Consider the following 20,489-nt stretch of genomic DNA (forward strand, 5'->3'; position numbering starts at 1 on the left):
TTTACTCATTAATTTATCTAATATGATTACAGGAAAGAACTACATAGGAAGTCAATTAGTTGCATCAGGAAATAAAACGTATAAAACATTTAACCCTGAATCAAATCAGGAAAATGAACATATTTTTACCGAAGCAACTCAAGAAGAAATTAATAATGCGGTCGATTTAGCTTCAAAGGCATTTAAAGAGTATAGAACTCTTTCTGGTAAAAGAAAAGCTGAATTTTTAAATGCTATTGCTGATGAAATTTTAGCCTTAGACAATGAATTGATACAAACTTATTGTTCAGAATCAGGATTACCAGAAGGACGTGCAAAAGGAGAGCGAGGAAGAACTGTATTTCAATTACGTTCTTTTGCTGATTTAGTTGAAGAAGGCTCATGGATAGAGGCTACTATTGATACTGCAATTCCTGATAGAGAACCAAGTCCTAAATCAGATTTACGCAAAATGAACATTCCCTTGGGGCCTGTGGTTGTGTTTGGTGCAAGTAATTTCCCTCTTGCCTATTCTACAGCAGGTGGAGATACCGCAGCTGCATTAGCTGCTGGTTGTCCTGTAATAGTTAAGTCACACCCAATGCATGCAGGTACAGGTGAACTTATAGCTTCGGCTATTATTAAAGCCGCAGAAAAAACAGAAATGCCCAATGGTGTTTTTTCTAACATAAACTCTAGTGGTATTGAAGTAGGACAGCAATTAGTCGCTCACCCAAAAGTAAAAGCTGTTGGCTTTACAGGTAGTATTCGTGGTGGTAGAGCTCTGTTAGATTTAGCTGCAAAACGTGAAGAGCCAATTCCTGTGTTTGCTGAAATGGGAAGTATTAACCCAGTTATTATGCTTCCAAAAGCATTACAAAATAGAGCAGAAAACTTAGCAACAACTTACGCTAACTCTATTACGTTGGGTACGGGGCAATTTTGTACAAATCCTGGGTTAATTTTAGGAATAAAAAGTTATGCTTTGGATAGTTTTATTAGCTCTTTAGCTAAAAAAATTGTGGAAATCAATCCAACTTGTATGCTACATCCTAACATTGTTGGAGCATATGAGAATAACAAAACTAAAGCTATTGCTCAAGAAGGCTTAGCTGTAATTGCTAATTATAAAGAAAACACACAACCTAACTATGCTTCACAAGTAGTCACAACAGTTGAAGGGAAAACATTTTTAGATAATCCAACTTTACACCAAGAAGTATTTGGTCCATATTCTATGATAGTTCAATGTGAAGACGAAAAACAGTTAGAAGAAATAATTTCAAATTTAGAAGGACAACTTACTGGAACTGTTATTTCTGATGATAATGAAGTAGCAAACTATCCAACTATAATTGCTGCTTTACAAAACAGGGTTGGAAGAATTATTTTTAACGGTGTTCCTACTGGAGTAGAAGTTTGCCCGTCAATGGTTCATGGAGGCCCTTATCCTGCATCAACAGACAGTCGATTTACTGCTGTTGGAGTGAACTCTATCAAACGTTGGGTGCGACCATTTAGTTATCAAGATTGGCCCAACAATTTATTACCAGATGAATTAAAGAACGAGAACCCTATACAAATTTTACGTTCTGTTAACGGTACACTTACAAAAGAACAAGTGATATAATAAAATTTTAATAATTTCTTTAGAAAATATCAGAACTCAAAAACTTACTTTTGAACTGGCTAAAGAAGTTGAAAAAAAGCCAGCTTTGTGTTTCCTAAAATAGAAAAATTTGAAGGGTTTTTTCTACGAAAGAATACAAGCTGGCGATTCAATTTAGCATGAGAAAAACTTTTTTTTGCGTAGATGCACATACTTGTGGAAATCCTGTAAGAGTTGTTGCAGGTGGTGGCCCTAACTTAATTGGAGCCAATATGAGCGAAAAACGTCAGCATTTTTTAAAAGAATACGATTGGATTCGAAAAGGTTTAATGTTTGAACCTCGCGGACATGATATGATGAGTGGTTCAATCTTATTCCCTCCTCATAATCCCGAAAATGATTTTGCTATTTTATTTATTGAAACTTCTGGATGTTTACCCATGTGTGGTCATGGAACTATTGGAACCATAACTATTGCTATTGAGGAAGGATTAATTACTCCTAACGTTCCTGGGAAAATTAAAATGGAAGCTCCCGCTGGTTTGGTTGAAATTGAATACCAACAAACTGGTAAAAAGATAGATTGGGTTCGTTTAACCAATGTAAAAAGCTATTTAGCTGCAGAAGGTTTAACTGTGGATTGCCCTGAACTAGGAGAAATCACTTTTGATGTTTCTTATGGAGGAAACTATTATGCAATTGTAGATCCTCAAAAAAACTTCTCTGGAGTACATAACTTCACTGCTTCTAAAATTGCACAATACTCTCAAGTTGTACGAGATCGAATCAATGAAAAATACCCCAATATGTTTATTCATCCTGAAAATGATACTATCAGAGATGTAACGCATATGCTGTGGACAGGTAATCCTATTGATCCAACATCATCAGGTAGAAATGCTGTTTTTTATGGTGATAAAGCTATTGACAGAAGCCCATGTGGTACAGGAACCTCAGCTCGTTTAGCGCAACTATATGCTAAAGGAAAATTAAAACTTGGTGAAGAATTTATTCACGAAAGTTTTATTGGAAGTAAGTTTATAGGTCGTGTTGAAAAAGAAACTACCTTAGATGGTAAACAAGCTATTATTCCAAGTATTCAAGGATGGGCAAAAGTGTATGGATATAATAACATTGTTATTGATGATGAAGATGATCCATACGCACATGGTTTTCAAGTAATTTAATAATTTATAAGCAACGATATGTCATCTCGAGCGCAGTCGAGAAATCTTTTATGAATAAAGAAGTTGTTATTATTGGCGGAGGAATCATCGGTTTATGTTCCGCATATTATTTACACAAAGAAGGGTACAAAGTTACTGTTATAGATAAATCTGATTTTTCATCAGGTGCATCATATGTGAATGCTGGGATTATTACTCCTAGTCATATTATTTCTTTAGCAGCTCCAGGAATGATTAATAAAGGTATTAAATGGATATTGAGTTCAACCAGTCCTTTTTCAATCAAACCTCGTTTAGACTACGATTTTTTTCAGTGGACATGGTTATTTAAAAAATCAGCAACACCTAAAAAAGTAGCCACCTCTATTCCTGTTATTAAAAACATCAATTTGTTTAGTAGAGATTTGTATGAAGAACTAAAGGCTTCAAAAGATTTCGATTTTCATTACCAACACAAAGGGTTAATGATGTATTATAAAACCGATAAAATGGGTGAAGAAGAATGGAATGTAGGGGAACTTGCTATAAGAGAAGGATTAAAAGTTGAACATCTTACAAAGGAAGAAACTCAAAAACTAGAACCTAATGTAGACTTGAACATTAAAGGCGCTGTATATTATCATTCTGATGCACATATGACTCCGAATGAATTTATGCTAAAAATGAAATCTCATTTAGAGGACAATGGTGTGACTTTCTTAGCTAACGAAGAAGTCATAGATTTTCAAATTTCAGAAGGAGAAATAAAATCAATCAACACAAAAAACAATACCATTACCGCTGATGAGTTTGTACTTACAACAGGATCATGGACTCAAAAACTAGCTAAAAAACTAGGGATAACCATTCCTGTACAAGCAGGAAAAGGCTATCGAATTAATGTAAAAAGAGAAACGGGTATTCATATTCCTGCAATTTTAACAGAAGCTAAAGTTGCTGTAACGCCTATGAATGGTTTTACGCGTTTTGGTGGTACTATGGAAATTGCTGGAATCAACAATCAAATCAATTCTAAAAGAGTTCATACTATTGCGAATGCTGCTGAGAGTTATTATAACGGACTACAAATTAATCAACAAGAAAGAAAGGATGTTGAAAGCGGTTTACGTCCTTGTTCTCCTGATGGTTTGCCATACATTGGTAGGCTTTCAAAAATTAAAAATGTAACAATAGCAGCTGGTCATGCTATGATGGGATGGAGCTTAGGACCTGCAACAGGCAAATTAGTTTCTGAAATTATTTCACATAAAAAAACAAGTGTGAATCTCACTCCTTTTCATGTTGAACGTTTTTCATAAAAAAACTCAAGAGCTACGAACTCTTGAGTTTTTAAAACAACAAAATAGCAGACATTTACATGTCATTTTTATAAACTTTATCTATAAATTTTGAGATTAACAATCTCGCAACTCCCATATAACTAGGCTTAAACTTAATTTTATCACCTACCTTATATTTTACGTTTCCTGATTTATCTTTATTAGTTCCAACATCAATTACTAACATATCAGAAGTAATACCAACAAAAGAAATGTCTTTATCTTCTGCTTCAATATCATCTTTATCTACATCCAACAAACCAACATCTAAAATTGCTTTATACGATGTTTCTTGTACATTATTCTCATCATAATCAGTCGTATGTCCAATATTCGCATCGTTAATAATACCGTCTGGCACTAGTTTTTTTTCTTTTAACTCAATAATATTAGCATAAAACTCGAATGTTTCGGTGTGTAAGTTTTCAAACTGCTTATTTTCCAACGGACTCAATCCAAAGAATGCTGCCTCCCCAATTCTAAAGTGATTAATTTCTTTAGGAACAACCTTATTTTCTATTAAGGGTAAAGTGATAGACGTTCCTCCTGAAACATATTTTAATTCTTTATTGAATTTTGCCGAAATTAGTTCTTTATATAATGATAACTGGAGCAATTTATCATACGTAGGTTCAACACCATACATACATCCAAGGTTTGAACCAATACCAATCACATCAATATTCGATAGATTGAATACCTTTTCATAAAAGTCTATAATATCGTCTCTTCTAACACCTTCTCTTAGCTCACCTAATTCAATCATAATAATGATTTGATGAACTTTATTTTGCTTTTTAGCGGCCTGATTTAAGGCTTCTATAGTAGACAATGAACTGTTCAAAGAAATATCTGCATATTCTACTACTTCATCTGCATAAACTTCTGCAGGAGGTTTTATATAAATGGTTCTTAAATCTGGATTTACAGCTCGTAAGTTTCGTAAACTTGTCAACCTTGAATCTCCTACTGAGTTTATGTTCTTAATTACATCTTTAGTTAAGATCGTTTTCAAAAACGTTTTGTCTCCTGAAAACACCTTTGTAACTAAACTCCACTCTATATTATTTGACTTAAAAAAGTCGCTTAAATCTTTTATATTCTGTTTTATTCTTTCAGAATGTATTATTAATTCTGCCATATTATTTTGTTATAATTCTTGGTAAATTATCTGGTAATTTAGTTAGTAACTCGTAATTGATTATCTGTATGTAATCGTTAAATGACGATACTGTAATTTCTCTATCTCCTTGATCTCCTATTAACACAACTTCGTCTCCTTTCTCAACATTATCTGCATAAGTTACATCAACTGCCATCATATTCATATTAACAGTTCCAATAATATTGTGCCTTTTTCCTCTAATTAAAACTTTTCCCCTGTTACTTAACGATCTGCTATATCCTGATGAATATCCTACTGGTACAATTGCTATTTTTATTTCATGGTTGGTAAAAAATGAGGTTCCGTAACCTACAAATTGACCTGATTTTATGGTTTTAACATCCATTACTTGTGTTTTCCACGAGATAACCCTCTGTAGAGGTGATTCAAAAATTCTATGTTTATTTAAATAATGGACTAGAATTTCTTTTGTAGGGAAAAAACCAAACTGTAAAATCCCTATTCTCACCAAGTCAAATCTAGTTTTTGGATACCGAATACTCGCAGCAGAACTTGCCAAATGAAAATCAGGAGTTAAAAGTTCATGCTGATTTATTTTGTTTATCGCCTTTCTAAACTTCTTTTGTTGATCGGTAATTCTTTTGTAGTTTGAAATACTTTCTGCTCCGGCTAAATGAGAACAAATCCCTTTTACAACAAGGTACTCTAAATTTTCTTGAACATATGTAAGAACCTTAGCAATATCTTTTAAAACAAACCCTGTACGGTTCATTCCTGTTTCTATTTCTATATGAATTTTCGCTGGAATTTTAAGTTTTCTTGCTGCTTCAACAGCGACTTGTAACCTATCTATTTCAAAAACATAAAACTCAATATTATTTTCAACAGCCCATTCTATTTGACTATTGTGAATCATTCCCATAATCATTATGGTTACGTCCTTTTGAGGCAATGTTTTCTTTACCTCATAAGCTTCATTAGCATCAGAGACGCTAAAATGTCGAACTCCATATTTATATGCTAAAGTGCAATACATTCTAATTCCGTGACCGTAGGCATTTCCTTTTACTACAGAAGAAAATGTGACTTCGTTACCTAGGTGATTTTTAATAAAATCAATGTTATTTTTAATTGCCGATTCGGAAATTTCTATAAAAGATGTGTGTGTCATGAGTCTAATACCTCCTTTGCTATGCTATAAAATAATTGAACTCCTGTCATAGTTATATCGTCTGGAAAATCATAATCTGGATTGTGCAATGCTGGTGTGTCTTTTCCTGCTCCTAATCCAAACATGGCTCCTTTATATTTTTGAGTAAACAACCCGAAATCTTCCCCCCATTTAAACGGAGTTTTAATTTCATTTATTGATAACTTTTGCTTCTCTGCTGATTTTTTTATGATTGAAACAGCTTCTTTATTATTTATATTTGAGTAAAACTCTTCAAACCAAGAAATTTTAATTTTTAATGAATGTTCTAATTCTAATTGATTTAGAAGTTGCTCTAGCTTCTCTTTCTTTTCTTCAATTAGCTTCGTGTCCCAACTTCTTAACGTAAAATGAACTTCTCCATACCCTGCTGAAATTCCATAGGCTTTTTCACCCATAGTTACATAAACAGGAGTTATCAAAATAAAATCGGACGATTTTGGCACATTTTTACTTTCTTTTTCAGCAAAGGTTAAGATTGTAGCAATCGCATTGGCAGGATTTTGTCCTTTTTCGGGTTCCGCAGCATGCGCTGTTTTCCCATTAAATTGAATTGCTACACTTTTTACATTACTTGTAAAAGTTTCACTTTTTACCACTATCTCATTTTTTGTAAAACCTGGTAAATTATGTAAGGCAAAAACAAAATCTATGTTTATATTTTTGAAAAAAGGGTCATTTAAGACCATTTCTGCTCCTTTTCCATTTTCCTCTGAAGGTTGAAAAAGCAGCAATACTTTTCCCTTCTCAACTGGGTGATTTGTTAACATATTTGCTACACCAAGTAGTATAGTTGTATGTCCATCATGCCCACACTTGTGAGAAATTCCTTTGTTTTGTGATTGATGTTGAAACGTATTTACTTCTTGAATAGGTAACGCATCAATATCAGTACGTAACATGATGGTTTTCCCCTTTTCTTTTCCTTCAAAAACAGCTACTAATCCTGTTTCAGCAACTTCAACAATTGTGCATGAAGCATTTTTGGTTAAAAATGCCTTTATCTTTTTTTGAGTTTCATATTCTTCTCCAGAGATTTCTGGATATTGATGTAACTCTTTTCTAACTTTTTCTAAACTCTTTTGTAAGGCTTCCACTACTTTTCTTTTCTAGTAAATTGAATTATAGAGAATACCAAAGCTGACAATGTAATTCCGAAGAAATTAGCATCTAAACCGAATGGCAATTTCACCTCTAAGATAATTAATATTAAAGTAGTAAGTCCACCCGAAATCATCGCATAAAAAGCAGCTGTTGATGATGGCTTTTTTAAGATTAATGTTCCTAAAACAGGTACTAACAAACCAGATACCATAAAGGCATATGAATACAGCATCAACTCTAATACATTTTGCATCATTGTTGCTAACAGTATAGCTACGCCTCCAATTATAAATGTAATAATTTGCGATTTTTTTATGCTGATACTTTTCTTAAAATACCCAAAAATATCCGTTGTTAAATTTCCTGAAGCCGCCATTAAACAACTATCTGCAGTTGACATAATTGCTGAAAAATAAGCTGACATCATCAACCCCATTAACCCTATTGGTAAAATACTTCTTAATAGCAATGGCAATCCCAATTCTGCATCCATTTCTGTACCTGGCGCATATCCTATTGACGAAAACATTCCTTGTTCAAAAGCAACTCTAGAAAATAATCCTAAAGCTACTCCCATAAAAGCCATAATTGGATATTCAAATAACCCAGCTATTTTCCATGCTTTTTTGGCTGTTTTTTCGTCTTTACAAGCATAAATTCGTTGGTACAAGGTCATTCCTACAAACCAAATGGGTACAATGGTAATAACCCAGTTAAACATATCAATAAATGTTATGTTTGATAAGGATAAAAAGCTTGCCGGTAAAGTTTCTTTGATAGCTGTCCAACCCCCAATTTCGATAAAACCAATTGGAATTCCTATACCAATCAATCCTACCATTAAAATTATCCATTGAATGGTATCAGTATAAATTACTGCTTTAATTCCACCAATAACAGTATACACTACCGCTATAACTCCCATGATTAAAACTGCATCGGTTATAGAGATTGACGGAAAGGTAGCTGATGCTAATTTTGCTCCTGCTAATATTTGTGAGCTTGTAAAACCTATATACCCTATAAGCGAAATGATTCCTGCAATTAAAGCTACTTTTACATTATAATGGTGCGCTAACGATTGCGGAAACGTTAAAAAGTGATGTTTTTTCGCTATCGGGTATACTTTTGGGATTAAAAAAACGGCACTTATCCAAGCACCTAACAATCCTGTAAAAAGCATCCAACTACCAGAGAGTCCCATTAAAAAACCAAGACCTCCTAACCCGATAGAAAAACCTCCACCAACATCAGTTGCTACAACAGACAACCCAATATGGCTTGCAGACATGTTTCTTCCTCCTACATAGTAATCGTCTTTTGATTTGTTTTTATTCATGAAGTATACTCCTACTCCAAGCATAAAAATTAAATAGGTAATAAATATGATTAGATCAATAAAATGTATATCCATAAAATTATTTTTCTTGTTCTAGCAAAAACCGTTCTTTGTATTGAGCTTTCTTTAACTGTTCTCTTTTACTTGCTGATGGTTTTGTGTATTCTTTTCTTTCTCTTATTTCTTGCAATACCTTTGTGTTTCTGTATTTTCTTTTATATCTTTTAATGCCTCTATCAATATTCTCACCTTCTTTTGCTGGTATTATTAACATATATATTGTATATTTTTAATTAGTACTTTGATTCATTAACCCAAGTATGTTTGTAATACTTTAGTTCTTGATCTTTGCTTTAACCTTCTGATTCCTTTCTCTTTAATTTGACGTACGCGTTCTCTTGTTAAATCAAATGTTTCTCCTATTTCGGTCAAACTCATAGGCCTATAATTCTCTAATCCATAAAATAATTTTATGATGTCAGATTCTCTTGGAGATAGTGTTTCTAAGCTTCTGCTAATCTCTAATTGCAATGACTCTTGCATTAGCTCTTTATCTGGCTTAGGAGCTTCTGAAGCTCGTATTACATCATATAAATTGGAAGTTTCTCCTTCTTTCAAAGGAGCATCCATAGAAATATGTCGTCCTGAATTTTTCATAGATTGTTTCACATCAGAAACAGTCATATCTAATACCTTAGCAATTTCTTCAGGCGTTGGCATACGCTCATTACTTTGTTCTAATTTAGATACGGCTTTGTTTATTTTACTAATGCTTCCAATCTTATTAAGTGGTAATCTTACCACACGTGATTGTTCTGCCAATGCTTGTAATATTGATTGACGTATCCACCAAACTGCATAGGAGATGAACTTAAACCCACGAGTTTCATCAAAACGTCTTGCTGCTTTTACCAAACCTATATTTCCTTCGTTAATCAAGTCAGAAAGACGTAAACCTTGATTTTGGTACTGTTTAGCTACCGAAACAACGAATCGTAAATTTGCATTTACCAATGTTTCCAAGGCTCTTTGGTCTCCTGTCTTGATTCTTTGAGCTAATTCAACTTCTTCATCAGCAGTAATCAAGTCAATTTTCCCTATCTCTTGTAAGTATTTTTCAATAGATTTTGATTCTCTATTGGTAACTTGTTTTGTTATTTTTAACTGTCTCATATTATCGTTTTAGTCTCATTTCTAAATACGGAGTCGTAAACCCAAGCTTCTCATATAAAAACTTGGCTGGATTATCTTTTTCTACGTGTAAAGCAATATCTCCCTTACAATTATCGATAGCATGCTGCATTATCTTTTTACCGATTCCTTTTCCTCTGTAATCTTTATGAGTAGCGATATAAACCAAGATATTTTCAGGTATATATTCATCCATTCCTGTTTTATTTATCACTACCGCTCCTACAATTTCATTCTTATCTTCTATGGTAAACACATAACCTCCTAATCCTGTTCTTTCTTTAGCCGCATAATCAATCGCTTTGCGAATGGCTGTTTTTTCATCTCCATAGTTTTCAAGATGTGTATATAAAAAATTAGTTACTCTTTCCATTTCAAGAGGAGTAATACGATTGAAGGCATCGTAAGTGTGTACTGTCATAATTTGATTTTTATAAATAGGTATTAGATTAAACAACAAATAACTTCAGCACTATTTATTGAAGTTTTTAAGCATTGTGTTACCTATTTGGGGTTTATTATTTATTAGCGCAGTATATACTTTTGCGAAAAGTGTACGAATATGTCAAAAAAGCTACTCGTAAGAACCGAATATTTTACAGTACTATCAATTTAAATAGAACTTAAAATAATGTAAATACGTTTGAAATCTTTTCCTTTTAGAAAAGCAATAAATTAGAATCCTGGTGGAATAAACTTGTCCGACTGGTTTCGGAACACAAGGAAGTTGAATGTAAAAACTCGTTGATTTTTTTTCTCGTGTGTAGTATCTACCATATCGTACAAAGGTAAGAATTATAAGGTTAATTTCAAAATGAGCCTAGAAAAGAGCTTTTTACATTCAATAAATTTTCTTTAAAAGAAAAAAGCACCTTAAAAAAATAAGGTGCTTTTGAGTTGTATTATTTTTTGAAGTTGGTAATCCCTTCTTCAAGCCAGTTGAAATATTCATCTGCATCTGGCATGTATCCTACAGGATCTGATATGTTTGATTCATCGTGATTCATCAATACATAAAACGGTTGTGAGTTGGCTTTGTACTTAATGGTTTGTAGCTCACTCCACTTTTGTCCGATGTACTTTAATTTCTTTCCTGGATTCAATTTCGATTCTACGACTTCATCATCCTTTAACGGGCGCTTGTCATCTACATACAAAGAAATTAACACTACCTTGTTTTTAAGAACGTCTAACACCTTTGGTTTTACCCATACGTTTTGTTCCATTTTTCTACAGTTTACACAAGCGTGTCCTGTAAAATCTAACATAACCGGTTTGCCTACTTTTTTTGCATAAGCTAACCCTTTGTCATAATCATGAAATGATATGATATCGTGTGGAGGCATTAAATGCGCTCCTTCTGGTAAAGCTTCGTGATTGTCTTGTTGAACACTCGCTGTTCCCTTTTTTGTAAATCCTACTCCATAAGGTGATTCGCTATAATGTTGTGGTGGTGGGAAAGCACTAATTAAGTTTAGTGGTGCCCCCCAGAGTCCTGGAATCATATAAATAGTAAAGGATAAAACAATCAATCCTAAACTTAATCTTCCTACAGAAATATGACTAATTGGACTATCGTGTGGTAATTGTATTTTTCCGAAGAGATAAAAAGCCAATGCTCCGAAAATAGCTATCCAAATAGCGATAAACACTTCTCTTTCTAATAAATGTAATTGCAATACTAAATCAGCATTCGATAAAAATTTAAATGCTAAAGCTAATTCTAAGAATCCTAAAACTACTTTCACAGTATTTAACCAACCTCCTGATTTAGGTAATGAGTTTAACCATCCTGGGAAAGCTGCAAACAACGCAAATGGCAATGCAATTGCTGATGAGAATCCTAACATTCCTACAATAGGAGCAATTCCTCCTTTTGAGGCTGCTTCTACCAGTAAAGTTCCTACAATAGGCCCTGTACATGAAAACGATACAATTGCTAAGGCTAATGCCATAAAGAAGATTCCTATTAAACCTCCTCTGTCTGCTTGTGAGTCTACTTTGGTTGCCCATGAACTTGGTAAAGTAATTTCAAAAGCTCCTAAGAACGATACTGCAAAAATTACCAAGATTAAGAAAAACACTAGGTTAAACCATACATTGGTTGATAATGCATTTAATGCATCTGCTCCAAATACTGCAGTTACTACCGATCCTAATAATACGTAGATTCCGATAATTGATAATCCGTAGATAATCGCATTTCGAATCCCTTGTGATTTGCTTTTACTTTGTTTGGTAAAAAAGCTTACCGTCATTGGTATCATTGGGAATACACATGGAGTTAATAGTGCTGCAAATCCTGATAAAAAGGCGATGAAGAAAATTCCTAAAAGACCTTTCTTTTCTTCTTTTTTCGTTTCTTTTGAAGCTACTTCGCCTGTTGTTTTTGCTTCTTTTGCTGTATCAGCAGAAGCTGTTACTGCGGTAGCTTTCGTTAAATCGAAAGCTAAGTCTACTTCTTTTGGAGGCAAACACATTTCATCAGTACAAGCAATAAACTCAACAAACGCGTTAATTTGACTTACGCTAGTATCTACCAGTTCTATTTCTTGTTTAAAAACTGCTTTTTTAGCAAAGGATTTTATATTCATTCCTTCTTCACCAAAAAGTGTTGTAAACTTAATTTTTCCTTCAGGTTCTGAAGTGTTTCCTACAATTTTAATTTTTCCTCCCTCATCATCATAGGTAAAGGTCGTTGGAATTGGACCGCCTTTCGGAACTTCTTGTGCATACAAATGCCATTCGCCCTCAATCGTTGCCGTACTTACTAAATTATACGTTGTTTCTGAAACCTTTTCGACACTTGTTTTCCATTGAATTGGATCGTGGATTTGACCAAGAGCCGAAAATCCAACAGTAAAACAAAGCAAAAATGCTAGTATTTTTTTCATCATGTTAATGGGGTAAGAGGATTAATTTACGTTGAAAACTAATTCTACTTCTTTAGGAGGTAAGCAGTTTTCACCTGTACAAACCATATATTCAACAGCTCCTTTAACCGTGAACTTTTCTGCAGTTTTTAAACGAATTTTTTGAGTAAAAACAGCTTTGGTATCAAAGTATTTAATTTTCATTTCAAAAATAGGGTCGTCAATTACATGTCCTTCTGGTTCTGTTGTGTTTCCTTTTTTTAAGTAACGAGAATCTCCCTCAAAAGTAAATAAGGTAGGAATTGGTCCGCCTTTTGGAATTTCTTGCGAATACAAGTGCCAATCTTTTTGAATCGTAGCAACGGCAATTAATTCTGCTTCTTTATCGGAAATCTTTTTTACTGAAGTACTCCATTTTACAGGATCATGTACCTGTGCGTAAGAAATACTACCGATGGCCAACAACAAGATAAAAAGTGTTTTTTTCATTGGTTTTAATTAGTTGTATTATGTTTGATCGGTAAATGTAATGTCTTTATTTACTAAAACACAAAAGATTAAAAAAAGTTTAACATATGAAAAAGCTCAGAGATGAATTCATCCCTGAGCCCTACTTTCTGTTTTACTCCTTTTTGTATTTTATCATTCTTCATTCATCTCTTCAATCAAACCTCCAGTTGTGGCTGTTATTAAACCTCCCGTACGTATAAAAATTACAATTACATAAAGTGGGTGTTTATTAATTGGAGCATACCCAAGTGCTGCAGGCAAATAATGAATTATCAGGCCTATCCATGAGGTTTTTAATAAATACTGTGGAAAAACTGCTGCACCTATTATTAACCCAACTCCTCCTAAACTAAAAACTGCTGGTTTTAAATACTTATTTACAAAACCTCCTGCTATTTTTAATTTTTCTGTTCCTAACATAACAGCTACCATTAAAGCCAAAAGCATTAACTCTAAAATAAGTATTGGAATTAAAATCCATTTTGCTGCATCTGGAATATTTACATGTTTTTTATAAAGCATTACAACTCCCCATGCACTTGTTGCTAAACCTAGTCCTGTAATTACTTTAGATACTGTTGAAAACAAACCTAAATCGGTTTCTGATACATCACCTATCTCTTCTATAGGGTAAAATAAAATCCCTAATGAAGATAATCCTATCCCTGTATAGGCTACTACTTTTGAAACATCTTCTAGTGTTTCGTCTATATCTATTTCTACTTCATTTGACATAATTAAATTGATTTAGGTTAATTTAAAAACTGTGTTTCCTGAAGCTATAAAGGCTTCTTTAGTTTTATAATTCTTAAAAGGAGCCTCTCCTTCTCCTATTTTATATAGGATTGTTGTTGGGATAGCTATAAATAAACAAACTACATCTAGAAAGGTTAAAACGTCACCGTTTGTAATTGTTTTGTATAAATCAGATATTAGCGGAATCTCCCATTCTTTATTCAAACCTACTTGTGCTACTTCTAACAACGCTGTTAAAGAAGTTAGAATGACATCTATTAATTGTTTTACTAAAAAAAGCCCCAAGCCTGCTAGCTTGTTTAATAATAAATGTAAAAAATCTACAAATGTTATTTCTCCTTTTATTAAGTTCTCAAAACCTTTAAAAATCACATCTACTTCTAACGCAAAACCTTTTCCTGATTGCATCAAAATATTTTGCACTTCTGAGAAAAAGTGTTCTAAAACGCTTGAAAACTCTGTAGGTATTTGCTCTCTCAAAGGTTTATCTTTTCCCTCTCTTATAAAATCTTTCTTCGAATTTAACCAATTAGACCTAGGATCTGCCCACCTATCTTCTGGTGGCTGTGAAGGATTTACAGCCGATAAATTACTTGGAATATTTACTAATTCTGGAGAGAATTTTGCTATTTCCTTATCTAAAGTGTCGTCTATAAACTTTTTAATATGCACTATTTCTTCTTTTAAACTAATAACAGCGTTATTTGTAAAGGATTTAAATGCTCTTTTAGTTTCTAAGATAGCATCCCAATCAAAAAGAAAAGCTAGAAACTCAAATAAATCTTTAAAAAACACTTTAATAGTGTCGAATATTTTTTGAATAAAACGACCTATTTCATTTAAAGTTTTTACAATCCAATTAAAAACTTGTTCTCCTATTTTTATCACAAATCTCACTCCTTCTTCTACTTTTTCTACTACAAAATCAAAAGCAGATTTAGTTGTGTCCCACAAAGCATGAAAAAAATCACCTAAAGTAATTCCGTGATGAGACAACACATTCGATGTGCTTACCAAACCTGCATTTGAATTTTGCTCCCTTAAAGTTTCTTTTAATGAAGTATTTGTTTGCTCTCTCCTATTCTCTATATCTCTAACAACTGAAAACATTTGTTGAATTCCTTTACTTGCTAACTTTATATCTTCTTTTCCCACACCTTCAGGTATTAAAGAACTTCCGTTAGGTTTTTTTAAACTTTCTAAGTCTCCAGACACTATTCTTTTTTCTAAACGTTCTAATACTTTTCCGTTTAAATTTACCGCTACATCTTCTTTTAAAAATTCTGCACTTAGAATAATTCTAGAAGAGGAAATATCTGCCACCGGACAAATAATTGTAAACTCTGGCAATATTTCTAAAGGTATTGATATTGTTTTATTAGGACCTATGTGATAGCTCTTACTATCTATATATACAAACAAATTAGATTCTGCTTTTACATTTACCGATGTTCCCGCAAAAGTTCTTGTTACAGTATCTGACTTAAATCGTATGTGAGCTGAGTATGTTTCTACTTCTTTTAAACTATCTGCAGTTGCTACTGTAATTTTTTCTTCATTCCATAAAGTGGTTACGGCGTCTTGCCATAAAAAAGCCAACTCACTTCCATGTGCTGTATTAATAGAGTATAGTTGATTACGAATATCCTTTCCTTTTAAACAACTAAACTGTTCTACTTCTTCAACCATTAAAATAGGTAACGTCCATTTATCATAAATAAAGTTTTGGGTATTTTGATCGAAAAAATGATTTGTTTGATAATACAACCCTTTTTTATCTAAAGCCCAAACACTTCGTTCATTTCCATTTACTGCCGCTCTAATTTTTTTTATTGAATCTAACTCTGCTGGAAGTTCTGTTACTTTAAAGTCTTCATTTCCTTCTAATGTTGCGAATTCTTGAATTTTATTCCCTGCTGCATATACAATATCGTTTCCTTCGAAATCTTCCAGCAAGGTAAAACAGTTTATAAACTCACCTGATTCAAAGCGAGTCTTAGAAGTTTTATTATACGTTTCGTCAGGAAACGACTGAAACAATAATGAACGCTCTTTGCCTATATCATATAATAGAAAAACGCCTTTATTATATAAAAAGTTACCCAATTCAAACTGTACTATTTTCATACCGTTTTCGGGTAAAGTATAGTGCTCTGCTTTCATTTCATCTAAACGAGATATGTAATAAATTGCATCAGTTCCTTTTGATATAGTTGCAAAAAGCACGTGTTCAACCCCTAATGACACTTTATTAATTCGCTCATCTTTTGTACTAGCTTCTAGCGCTTTCCAGTCAATACTTTTATCGAGTGTTTGAAATTGAGTTGTTTCTATATCTATTTTATTAGACACCCAAACTCTGTTGTCTTCCACTTTTGCTATTTGAAAAATATTCTCTTCTACATTATATTCTATTTCAAAAGATACTACTTTGTTTTTTGATAAATTGAGTTTAGTCCATCCAGAAGTAACCCCTTCAGTTCTTACAATAGCCTGCAGCTTTTTTTCTTTAGTTAAAAAGAAGATCATTGGTTGTTCTGGCCCTACCATTATTGATCGAATATCTTCTTCTGCTTCAATAGAAGACTCTGGGAAATAATTATTCATAAGCTCACTATAAAAGTCAACTGAAACATTATCTTCCTTCGTAATTCTAAATTGTGAATCTGTTTTCATAATTTTTAATTTTTTATTTTTGAACTACTGGTGCATAGCCTATATCGTAAGCAACAATACCTTTATCTTCAACTATTCGTAAATTCTTGAATGTATAAACATTACCCAATGGCAATATGATTTTATTCGTTTGATTTAACACATCGATACTGTTTAATTGCTGGAGAAGCTTATCGTTGTCTACTACACTTTCTTTCCCTAAATCAACTGCTATTTGATTTACAATCCCTTCAATAACAACTGCTACCCAAACAACAATTAATGTTAGTACTTTTAACAAATCTTTCAAAAATCCATTTCCAAATAAGTCTGGATTTTCGTCAAAAGCAACAATTGGTTTTTCAAATAAATGTTCCAAATCAAAGCGTCCTGTTTTTCCTGCTTTAATTATAAAGTCTAACCTCCCTTTTCTACCTGCCTTATCTAACGCATCTTTTGTATATTGTCCAGATGTTGACAATGTTTTTTTTCCTACTTCTACAAACCAAGCATGCACCTTTACCTCTATATTAATTGAGATTTCATAACTAATTTTTACACTTACTCCATCATTACCACTAATTTCCTGTCTAACAACAGTATATTTTGTAACTATGGTATCATCAACTTTCTTATCATCTCTCTCAGCCTCCATTATACCGTCCGTAAAACTTTGTTTTATTTCAACTCCTTCTAGTTTTTTAAACACTTCTTCTACATAAGTATCTAAAGAATCTATATAATGGCTAAAGTGTTCTTTCCTTATAGCAAAAACACCATCTGTTGTACTGGTTATATCTTTTTCTAACTCTAGTATACTTTGAGGTAAGATTCCAGCAGTCGGTGTAGTTGGAGATTTTGTGTCGTTTAACATCATTAAAAAGTTCAATCCACTAAACATTCCTGCTTTTTTTAAGTGTGAACTATATGATGTTGTAAAACCTAAGGAAGTTGGTTGAAACATTGCCTTTTCAGTAGCTTTAATCTTTTTACGACGAACACCGTACCCTAACACATAAGGATTTTCACTATTCTTTATCATTAGATTAAAATATTCCTCTACTGCTCTTGAAAATTCTTTTGATGCATTATCAGGAAATGTACTCTTGTTCTTATCAAAAATGGAAATATTGGCATTCTCAAAATTTAAAAACAAACTTTCAATAGTAAAATCTTGTTCTGTTAATCCACTCTCTCTTATGATTTTAGTTACTTGGCCTCCTGTATTTAAAACCATCGATTTTTTATTAACCTCTAACTGACCTATTGGTACATTAAAAGCATAAACTGTATCCTTTAATTCGTAGATTTTTACAGGAGCTATTGACTCTTCTTTATAATATAACTTCCCTTTTTTAAATCGAATTTCAAGAAGTAAACTATGACTTTCTTTTTCTTTAATTGTAATAACAGGAGCTGCCAAATTAGTATCCCATCCAAAATTGAAATTTATTTTTTCGTTTTCTGCTCTGTTAATTAACTCACCTACTTTACTCCAATCATTAGCCGCTTTTGCTTTACTTATTTCATCTTGTATATTTATCCAATCATTAAGTTTTTTTTTAAAATTTTCATCTTCATTAGATATATGAAAACTTTTTTCAGCTCCGTTTTTTTCGATGTTCCCTGCCAAAACACCCCATTTTTTTTGAATAACATTTAACTTATGCAATTGCTCAAATTGGTAGTTAATAGTGTTTTGAGATAAAGTCAACACCATATCATAACCTGCCAGTGTATTTATTCCATCCATGATATATTTAGTTTAAGTGTAGTAATAGCAATTTTTATAGCTCATTTTGACATAAAACTATACACTATGTGCTAAATTCTCTCTTAAAATTCATGGTGTGTAAAAAAATCTGGTATAAGTGTAAGAATAATTCAGATAACCGTGAATGAAGTAAAAAAAAAGAGCAACCATTTCTGATTGCTCTTAGCTAGTAGCGGGAGCAGGACTCGAACCTGCGACCTTCGGGTTATGAGCCCGACGAGCTGCCTACTGCTCTATCCCGCGATTTGCGGTTGCAAAGATACGCCCTTTTGTTTGTTTTATCCAAATAAAAAAGCATTTATTTTTAAAATATTTTTTAACCCACTCAATAACAAGCTTATAAAAATCAACTATTCTTACTCAAAACAACTTATCTTTGCCCTATGACACATAAAGCAGGATTTGTAAATATTATAGGAAACCCTAATGTTGGGAAATCAACCTTGATGAATGCATTGGTTGGTGAAAAATTATCAATCATTACCTCTAAGGCACAAACTACAAGACATCGTATTTTGGGGATTGTGAATGGTGAAGATTATCAAATTGTGTTTTCTGATACTCCTGGAATCATAAAACCTGCTTACGAGTTACAAGAGTCTATGATGGATTTTGTAAAATCTGCTTTTGAAGATGCTGATGTACTTATTTACATGGTAGAAGTAGGCGAAACAGAATTAAAAAATGAGGCTTTTTTCAATAAAATCATCAATAGTAAAATTCCTGTAATTTTATTATTAAATAAAGTTGATAAATCTACTCAAGAGGAAGTTGCAACTAAAATTGATTATTGGAAAAAGAAAGTCCCAAATTCTTTTGTGTATGTTATCTCTGCTCTTGAAAACTTTAATGTAGAAAGCGTTTTTTATAAAATCATTGAGCTTTTACCTGAGTCTCCTCCTTTTTATCCAAAAGATCAGTTAACCGATAAACCTGAACGCTTTTTTGTGAATGAAAAGATTCGTGAAAAAATTCTTCAACACTATAAAAAAGAAATTCCTTACTCAGTAGAAGTAGAAACTGAAAGTTTTGTTGAAGAAGATAATATTATAAAAATCCGTTCTGTTATCATGGTAGAACGCGAAACTCAAAAAGGAATTATCATCGGGCATAAAGGAAGTGCCATTAAACGTGTTGGAACTGAAGCCAGAAAAGATCTTCAACAGTTTTTTGACAAAAAGGTGTTTTTAGATTTACATGTAAAAATCAACAAAAACTGGCGTTCTAACGAGCGTCAATTAAAACGATTTGGTTATAAAGATTAATGCTCTTTAATTGTTCGTAACAATTCTTTGGTGTACTCTTTTAATTCATCCATTTGTTTTTTCCCGGTTGACTTCCCTAGGCTACCTACTAAATAAAGAGCTACCCAAACAATAGGCAATACAACCAACATTACTATGGGCAGCATACTAATTTGTTTTAATGACCAATTGCTATAAGCAACGATTCCAAAAATTACAAATGCAGTGCCCACCAAAAAGTGTAAAAACATGAAGAAAGTCCAAACTTGAGGTTTCGGACCAAACAATCCTTTAATATGCGAAGTGTTTTCAGAAGTTTCTTCTATTTCAATATGTAGTTGTGGCGACCATAAATGCGACTCTTTATCGGGTACATCAACCACCACATGATTATCTACAACCTTCATTTTATACTTAGAAACATCGTTTAAGTGCTTCTTAATTTCTTCCAATAAAACTTGAGAATTCATCTCGTATTCTAACTGAAATCTAGGTTTTAAAAAAATCTGGTTGTATAATTTATCATCCATTAAAATAAAATATTAAACGCCAACAATATAGCAAAAACTATATACTATCTAAAATTCATTATAAATCATTTGTGAAATTGTAT

17 protein-coding genes and 1 tRNA gene are annotated in these 20,489 nt (G+C 32.7%); 4 read left to right on the forward strand and 14 right to left on the reverse strand.

The window, feature by feature from the left end; translation table 11 throughout:
- Positions 1-22: 22 nt before the first annotated feature.
- The 3 genes from ACKTSU_RS11965 to ACKTSU_RS11975 all read left to right on the forward strand — a co-directional run bounded on the left by ACKTSU_RS11965 (position 23) and on the right by ACKTSU_RS11975 (position 4,073).
- On the forward strand, positions 23-1,609 hold the full coding sequence (locus tag ACKTSU_RS11965) for an aldehyde dehydrogenase (NADP(+)) (protein ID WP_408036641.1): 1,587 nt from the start codon (positions 23-25) through the stop codon (positions 1,607-1,609).
- Between the two features lie 158 nt (positions 1,610-1,767).
- Positions 1,768-2,775, forward strand: a complete 1,008-nt coding sequence (locus ACKTSU_RS11970; RefSeq protein ID WP_408036643.1) for a 4-hydroxyproline epimerase — start codon at positions 1,768-1,770, stop codon at positions 2,773-2,775.
- Between the two features lie 50 nt (positions 2,776-2,825).
- Positions 2,826-4,073 (forward strand): NAD(P)/FAD-dependent oxidoreductase, encoded by a 1,248-nt coding sequence (locus tag ACKTSU_RS11975; protein ID WP_408036645.1) that lies wholly within the window; start codon positions 2,826-2,828, stop codon positions 4,071-4,073.
- 55 nt (positions 4,074-4,128) lie between these two features.
- Here ACKTSU_RS11975 and ACKTSU_RS11980 read toward each other — a convergent pair whose 3' ends face one another.
- From ACKTSU_RS11980 to ACKTSU_RS12040, 13 genes are all read right to left on the reverse strand, one after another.
- Positions 4,129-5,235, reverse strand: coding sequence for an alanine racemase (locus ACKTSU_RS11980; RefSeq protein ID WP_408036647.1), 1,107 nt, complete (start codon positions 5,233-5,235; stop codon positions 4,129-4,131).
- A 1-nt stretch (position 5,236) separates the two neighbouring features.
- Positions 5,237-6,391 carry an alanine racemase gene (gene alr, locus ACKTSU_RS11985; protein WP_408036649.1) on the reverse strand — a complete coding sequence of 385 codons (1,155 nt, stop codon included), beginning with the start codon at positions 6,389-6,391 and terminating at the stop codon, positions 5,237-5,239.
- Positions 6,388-7,527, reverse strand: a complete 1,140-nt coding sequence (locus ACKTSU_RS11990; RefSeq protein ID WP_408036651.1) for an amidohydrolase — start codon at positions 7,525-7,527, stop codon at positions 6,388-6,390. Before ACKTSU_RS11990 ends, alr begins: the two co-directional genes overlap by 4 nt.
- Complete coding sequence (locus ACKTSU_RS11995; protein ID WP_408036653.1) at positions 7,527-8,948, reverse strand: sodium:solute symporter family protein; 1,422 nt, start codon at positions 8,946-8,948, stop codon at positions 7,527-7,529. The genes ACKTSU_RS11990 and ACKTSU_RS11995 overlap by 1 nt, the downstream gene beginning before the upstream one ends.
- Positions 8,949-8,952: 4 nt before the next feature.
- On the reverse strand, positions 8,953-9,147 hold the full coding sequence (gene rpsU / locus ACKTSU_RS12000) for a 30S ribosomal protein S21 (protein WP_408036655.1): 195 nt from the start codon (positions 9,145-9,147) through the stop codon (positions 8,953-8,955).
- A 35-nt stretch (positions 9,148-9,182) separates the two neighbouring features.
- Entirely contained in the window at positions 9,183-10,046 is an 864-nt protein-coding gene (locus ACKTSU_RS12005) for a sigma-70 family RNA polymerase sigma factor (protein ID WP_028892352.1), read from the reverse strand.
- 1 nt (position 10,047) lies between these two features.
- Positions 10,048-10,485: a GNAT family N-acetyltransferase gene (locus tag ACKTSU_RS12010; RefSeq protein WP_274633284.1), complete on the reverse strand. Its 438-nt coding sequence runs from the start codon at positions 10,483-10,485 to the stop codon at positions 10,048-10,050.
- Between the two features lie 481 nt (positions 10,486-10,966).
- Entirely contained in the window at positions 10,967-12,958 is a 1,992-nt protein-coding gene (locus ACKTSU_RS12015; protein ID WP_408036657.1) for a protein-disulfide reductase DsbD family protein, read from the reverse strand.
- Between the two features lie 21 nt (positions 12,959-12,979).
- Complete coding sequence (locus ACKTSU_RS12020) at positions 12,980-13,426, reverse strand: protein-disulfide reductase DsbD domain-containing protein (RefSeq protein ID WP_408036659.1); 447 nt, start codon at positions 13,424-13,426, stop codon at positions 12,980-12,982.
- Positions 13,427-13,579: 153 nt separating this feature from the next.
- Positions 13,580-14,182, reverse strand: a complete 603-nt coding sequence (locus tag ACKTSU_RS12025; RefSeq protein ID WP_408036661.1) for a hypothetical protein — start codon at positions 14,180-14,182, stop codon at positions 13,580-13,582.
- A gap of 12 nt (positions 14,183-14,194) precedes the next feature.
- The gene (locus tag ACKTSU_RS12030) at positions 14,195-16,879 is read right to left on the reverse strand and encodes a hypothetical protein (protein ID WP_408036663.1); all 2,685 of its coding nucleotides are present in this window, start codon (positions 16,877-16,879) and stop codon (positions 14,195-14,197) included.
- Between the two features lie 13 nt (positions 16,880-16,892).
- Positions 16,893-18,611 (reverse strand): hypothetical protein, encoded by a 1,719-nt coding sequence (locus ACKTSU_RS12035; RefSeq protein WP_408036665.1) that lies wholly within the window; start codon positions 18,609-18,611, stop codon positions 16,893-16,895.
- A 191-nt stretch (positions 18,612-18,802) separates the two neighbouring features.
- Positions 18,803-18,875 (reverse strand) — tRNA-Met (locus tag ACKTSU_RS12040).
- Positions 18,876-19,015: 140 nt separating this feature from the next.
- Between ACKTSU_RS12040 and era the strand changes: the two genes are divergently transcribed.
- Complete coding sequence (gene era / locus ACKTSU_RS12045) at positions 19,016-19,897, forward strand: GTPase Era (RefSeq protein ID WP_299001427.1); 882 nt, start codon at positions 19,016-19,018, stop codon at positions 19,895-19,897.
- Here the strand turns inward: era and ACKTSU_RS12050 are convergent.
- Positions 19,894-20,406: a GTP-binding protein gene (locus ACKTSU_RS12050; protein ID WP_408036667.1), complete on the reverse strand. Its 513-nt coding sequence runs from the start codon at positions 20,404-20,406 to the stop codon at positions 19,894-19,896. The two genes, era and ACKTSU_RS12050, sit on opposite strands and share 4 nt — an antisense overlap.
- Positions 20,407-20,489 lie beyond the last annotated feature (83 nt).

It is taken from the genome of Tenacibaculum aestuarii, from assembly GCF_964510395.1.
Taxonomy (GTDB): Bacteria; Bacteroidota; Bacteroidia; order Flavobacteriales; family Flavobacteriaceae; genus Polaribacter; species Polaribacter aestuarii.

Coding starts and splice junctions, on each gene's coding strand:
- ACKTSU_RS12005 (WP_028892352.1), bottom strand. CDS start 10,046: ATGAGACAGTTAAAAATAACAAAACAAGTTACCAATAGAGAATCAAAA.
- alr (WP_408036649.1), bottom strand. CDS start 6,391: ATGACACACACATCTTTTATAGAAATTTCCGAATCGGCAATTAAAAAT.
- ACKTSU_RS11980 (WP_408036647.1), bottom strand. CDS start 5,235: ATGGCAGAATTAATAATACATTCTGAAAGAATAAAACAGAATATAAAA.
- ACKTSU_RS11965 (WP_408036641.1), top strand. CDS start 23: ATGATTACAGGAAAGAACTACATAGGAAGTCAATTAGTTGCATCAGGA.
- ACKTSU_RS11995 (WP_408036653.1), bottom strand. CDS start 8,948: ATGGATATACATTTTATTGATCTAATCATATTTATTACCTATTTAATT.
- ACKTSU_RS12050 (WP_408036667.1), bottom strand. CDS start 20,406: ATGGATGATAAATTATACAACCAGATTTTTTTAAAACCTAGATTTCAG.
- rpsU (WP_408036655.1), bottom strand. CDS start 9,147: ATGTTAATAATACCAGCAAAAGAAGGTGAGAATATTGATAGAGGCATT.
- era (WP_299001427.1), top strand. CDS start 19,016: ATGACACATAAAGCAGGATTTGTAAATATTATAGGAAACCCTAATGTT.
- ACKTSU_RS12035 (WP_408036665.1), bottom strand. CDS start 18,611: ATGGATGGAATAAATACACTGGCAGGTTATGATATGGTGTTGACTTTA.
- ACKTSU_RS12030 (WP_408036663.1), bottom strand. CDS start 16,879: ATGAAAACAGATTCACAATTTAGAATTACGAAGGAAGATAATGTTTCA.
- ACKTSU_RS12020 (WP_408036659.1), bottom strand. CDS start 13,426: ATGAAAAAAACACTTTTTATCTTGTTGTTGGCCATCGGTAGTATTTCT.
- ACKTSU_RS11975 (WP_408036645.1), top strand. CDS start 2,826: ATGAATAAAGAAGTTGTTATTATTGGCGGAGGAATCATCGGTTTATGT.
- ACKTSU_RS12015 (WP_408036657.1), bottom strand. CDS start 12,958: ATGAAAAAAATACTAGCATTTTTGCTTTGTTTTACTGTTGGATTTTCG.
- ACKTSU_RS11970 (WP_408036643.1), top strand. CDS start 1,768: ATGAGAAAAACTTTTTTTTGCGTAGATGCACATACTTGTGGAAATCCT.
- ACKTSU_RS12025 (WP_408036661.1), bottom strand. CDS start 14,182: ATGTCAAATGAAGTAGAAATAGATATAGACGAAACACTAGAAGATGTT.
- ACKTSU_RS12010 (WP_274633284.1), bottom strand. CDS start 10,485: ATGACAGTACACACTTACGATGCCTTCAATCGTATTACTCCTCTTGAA.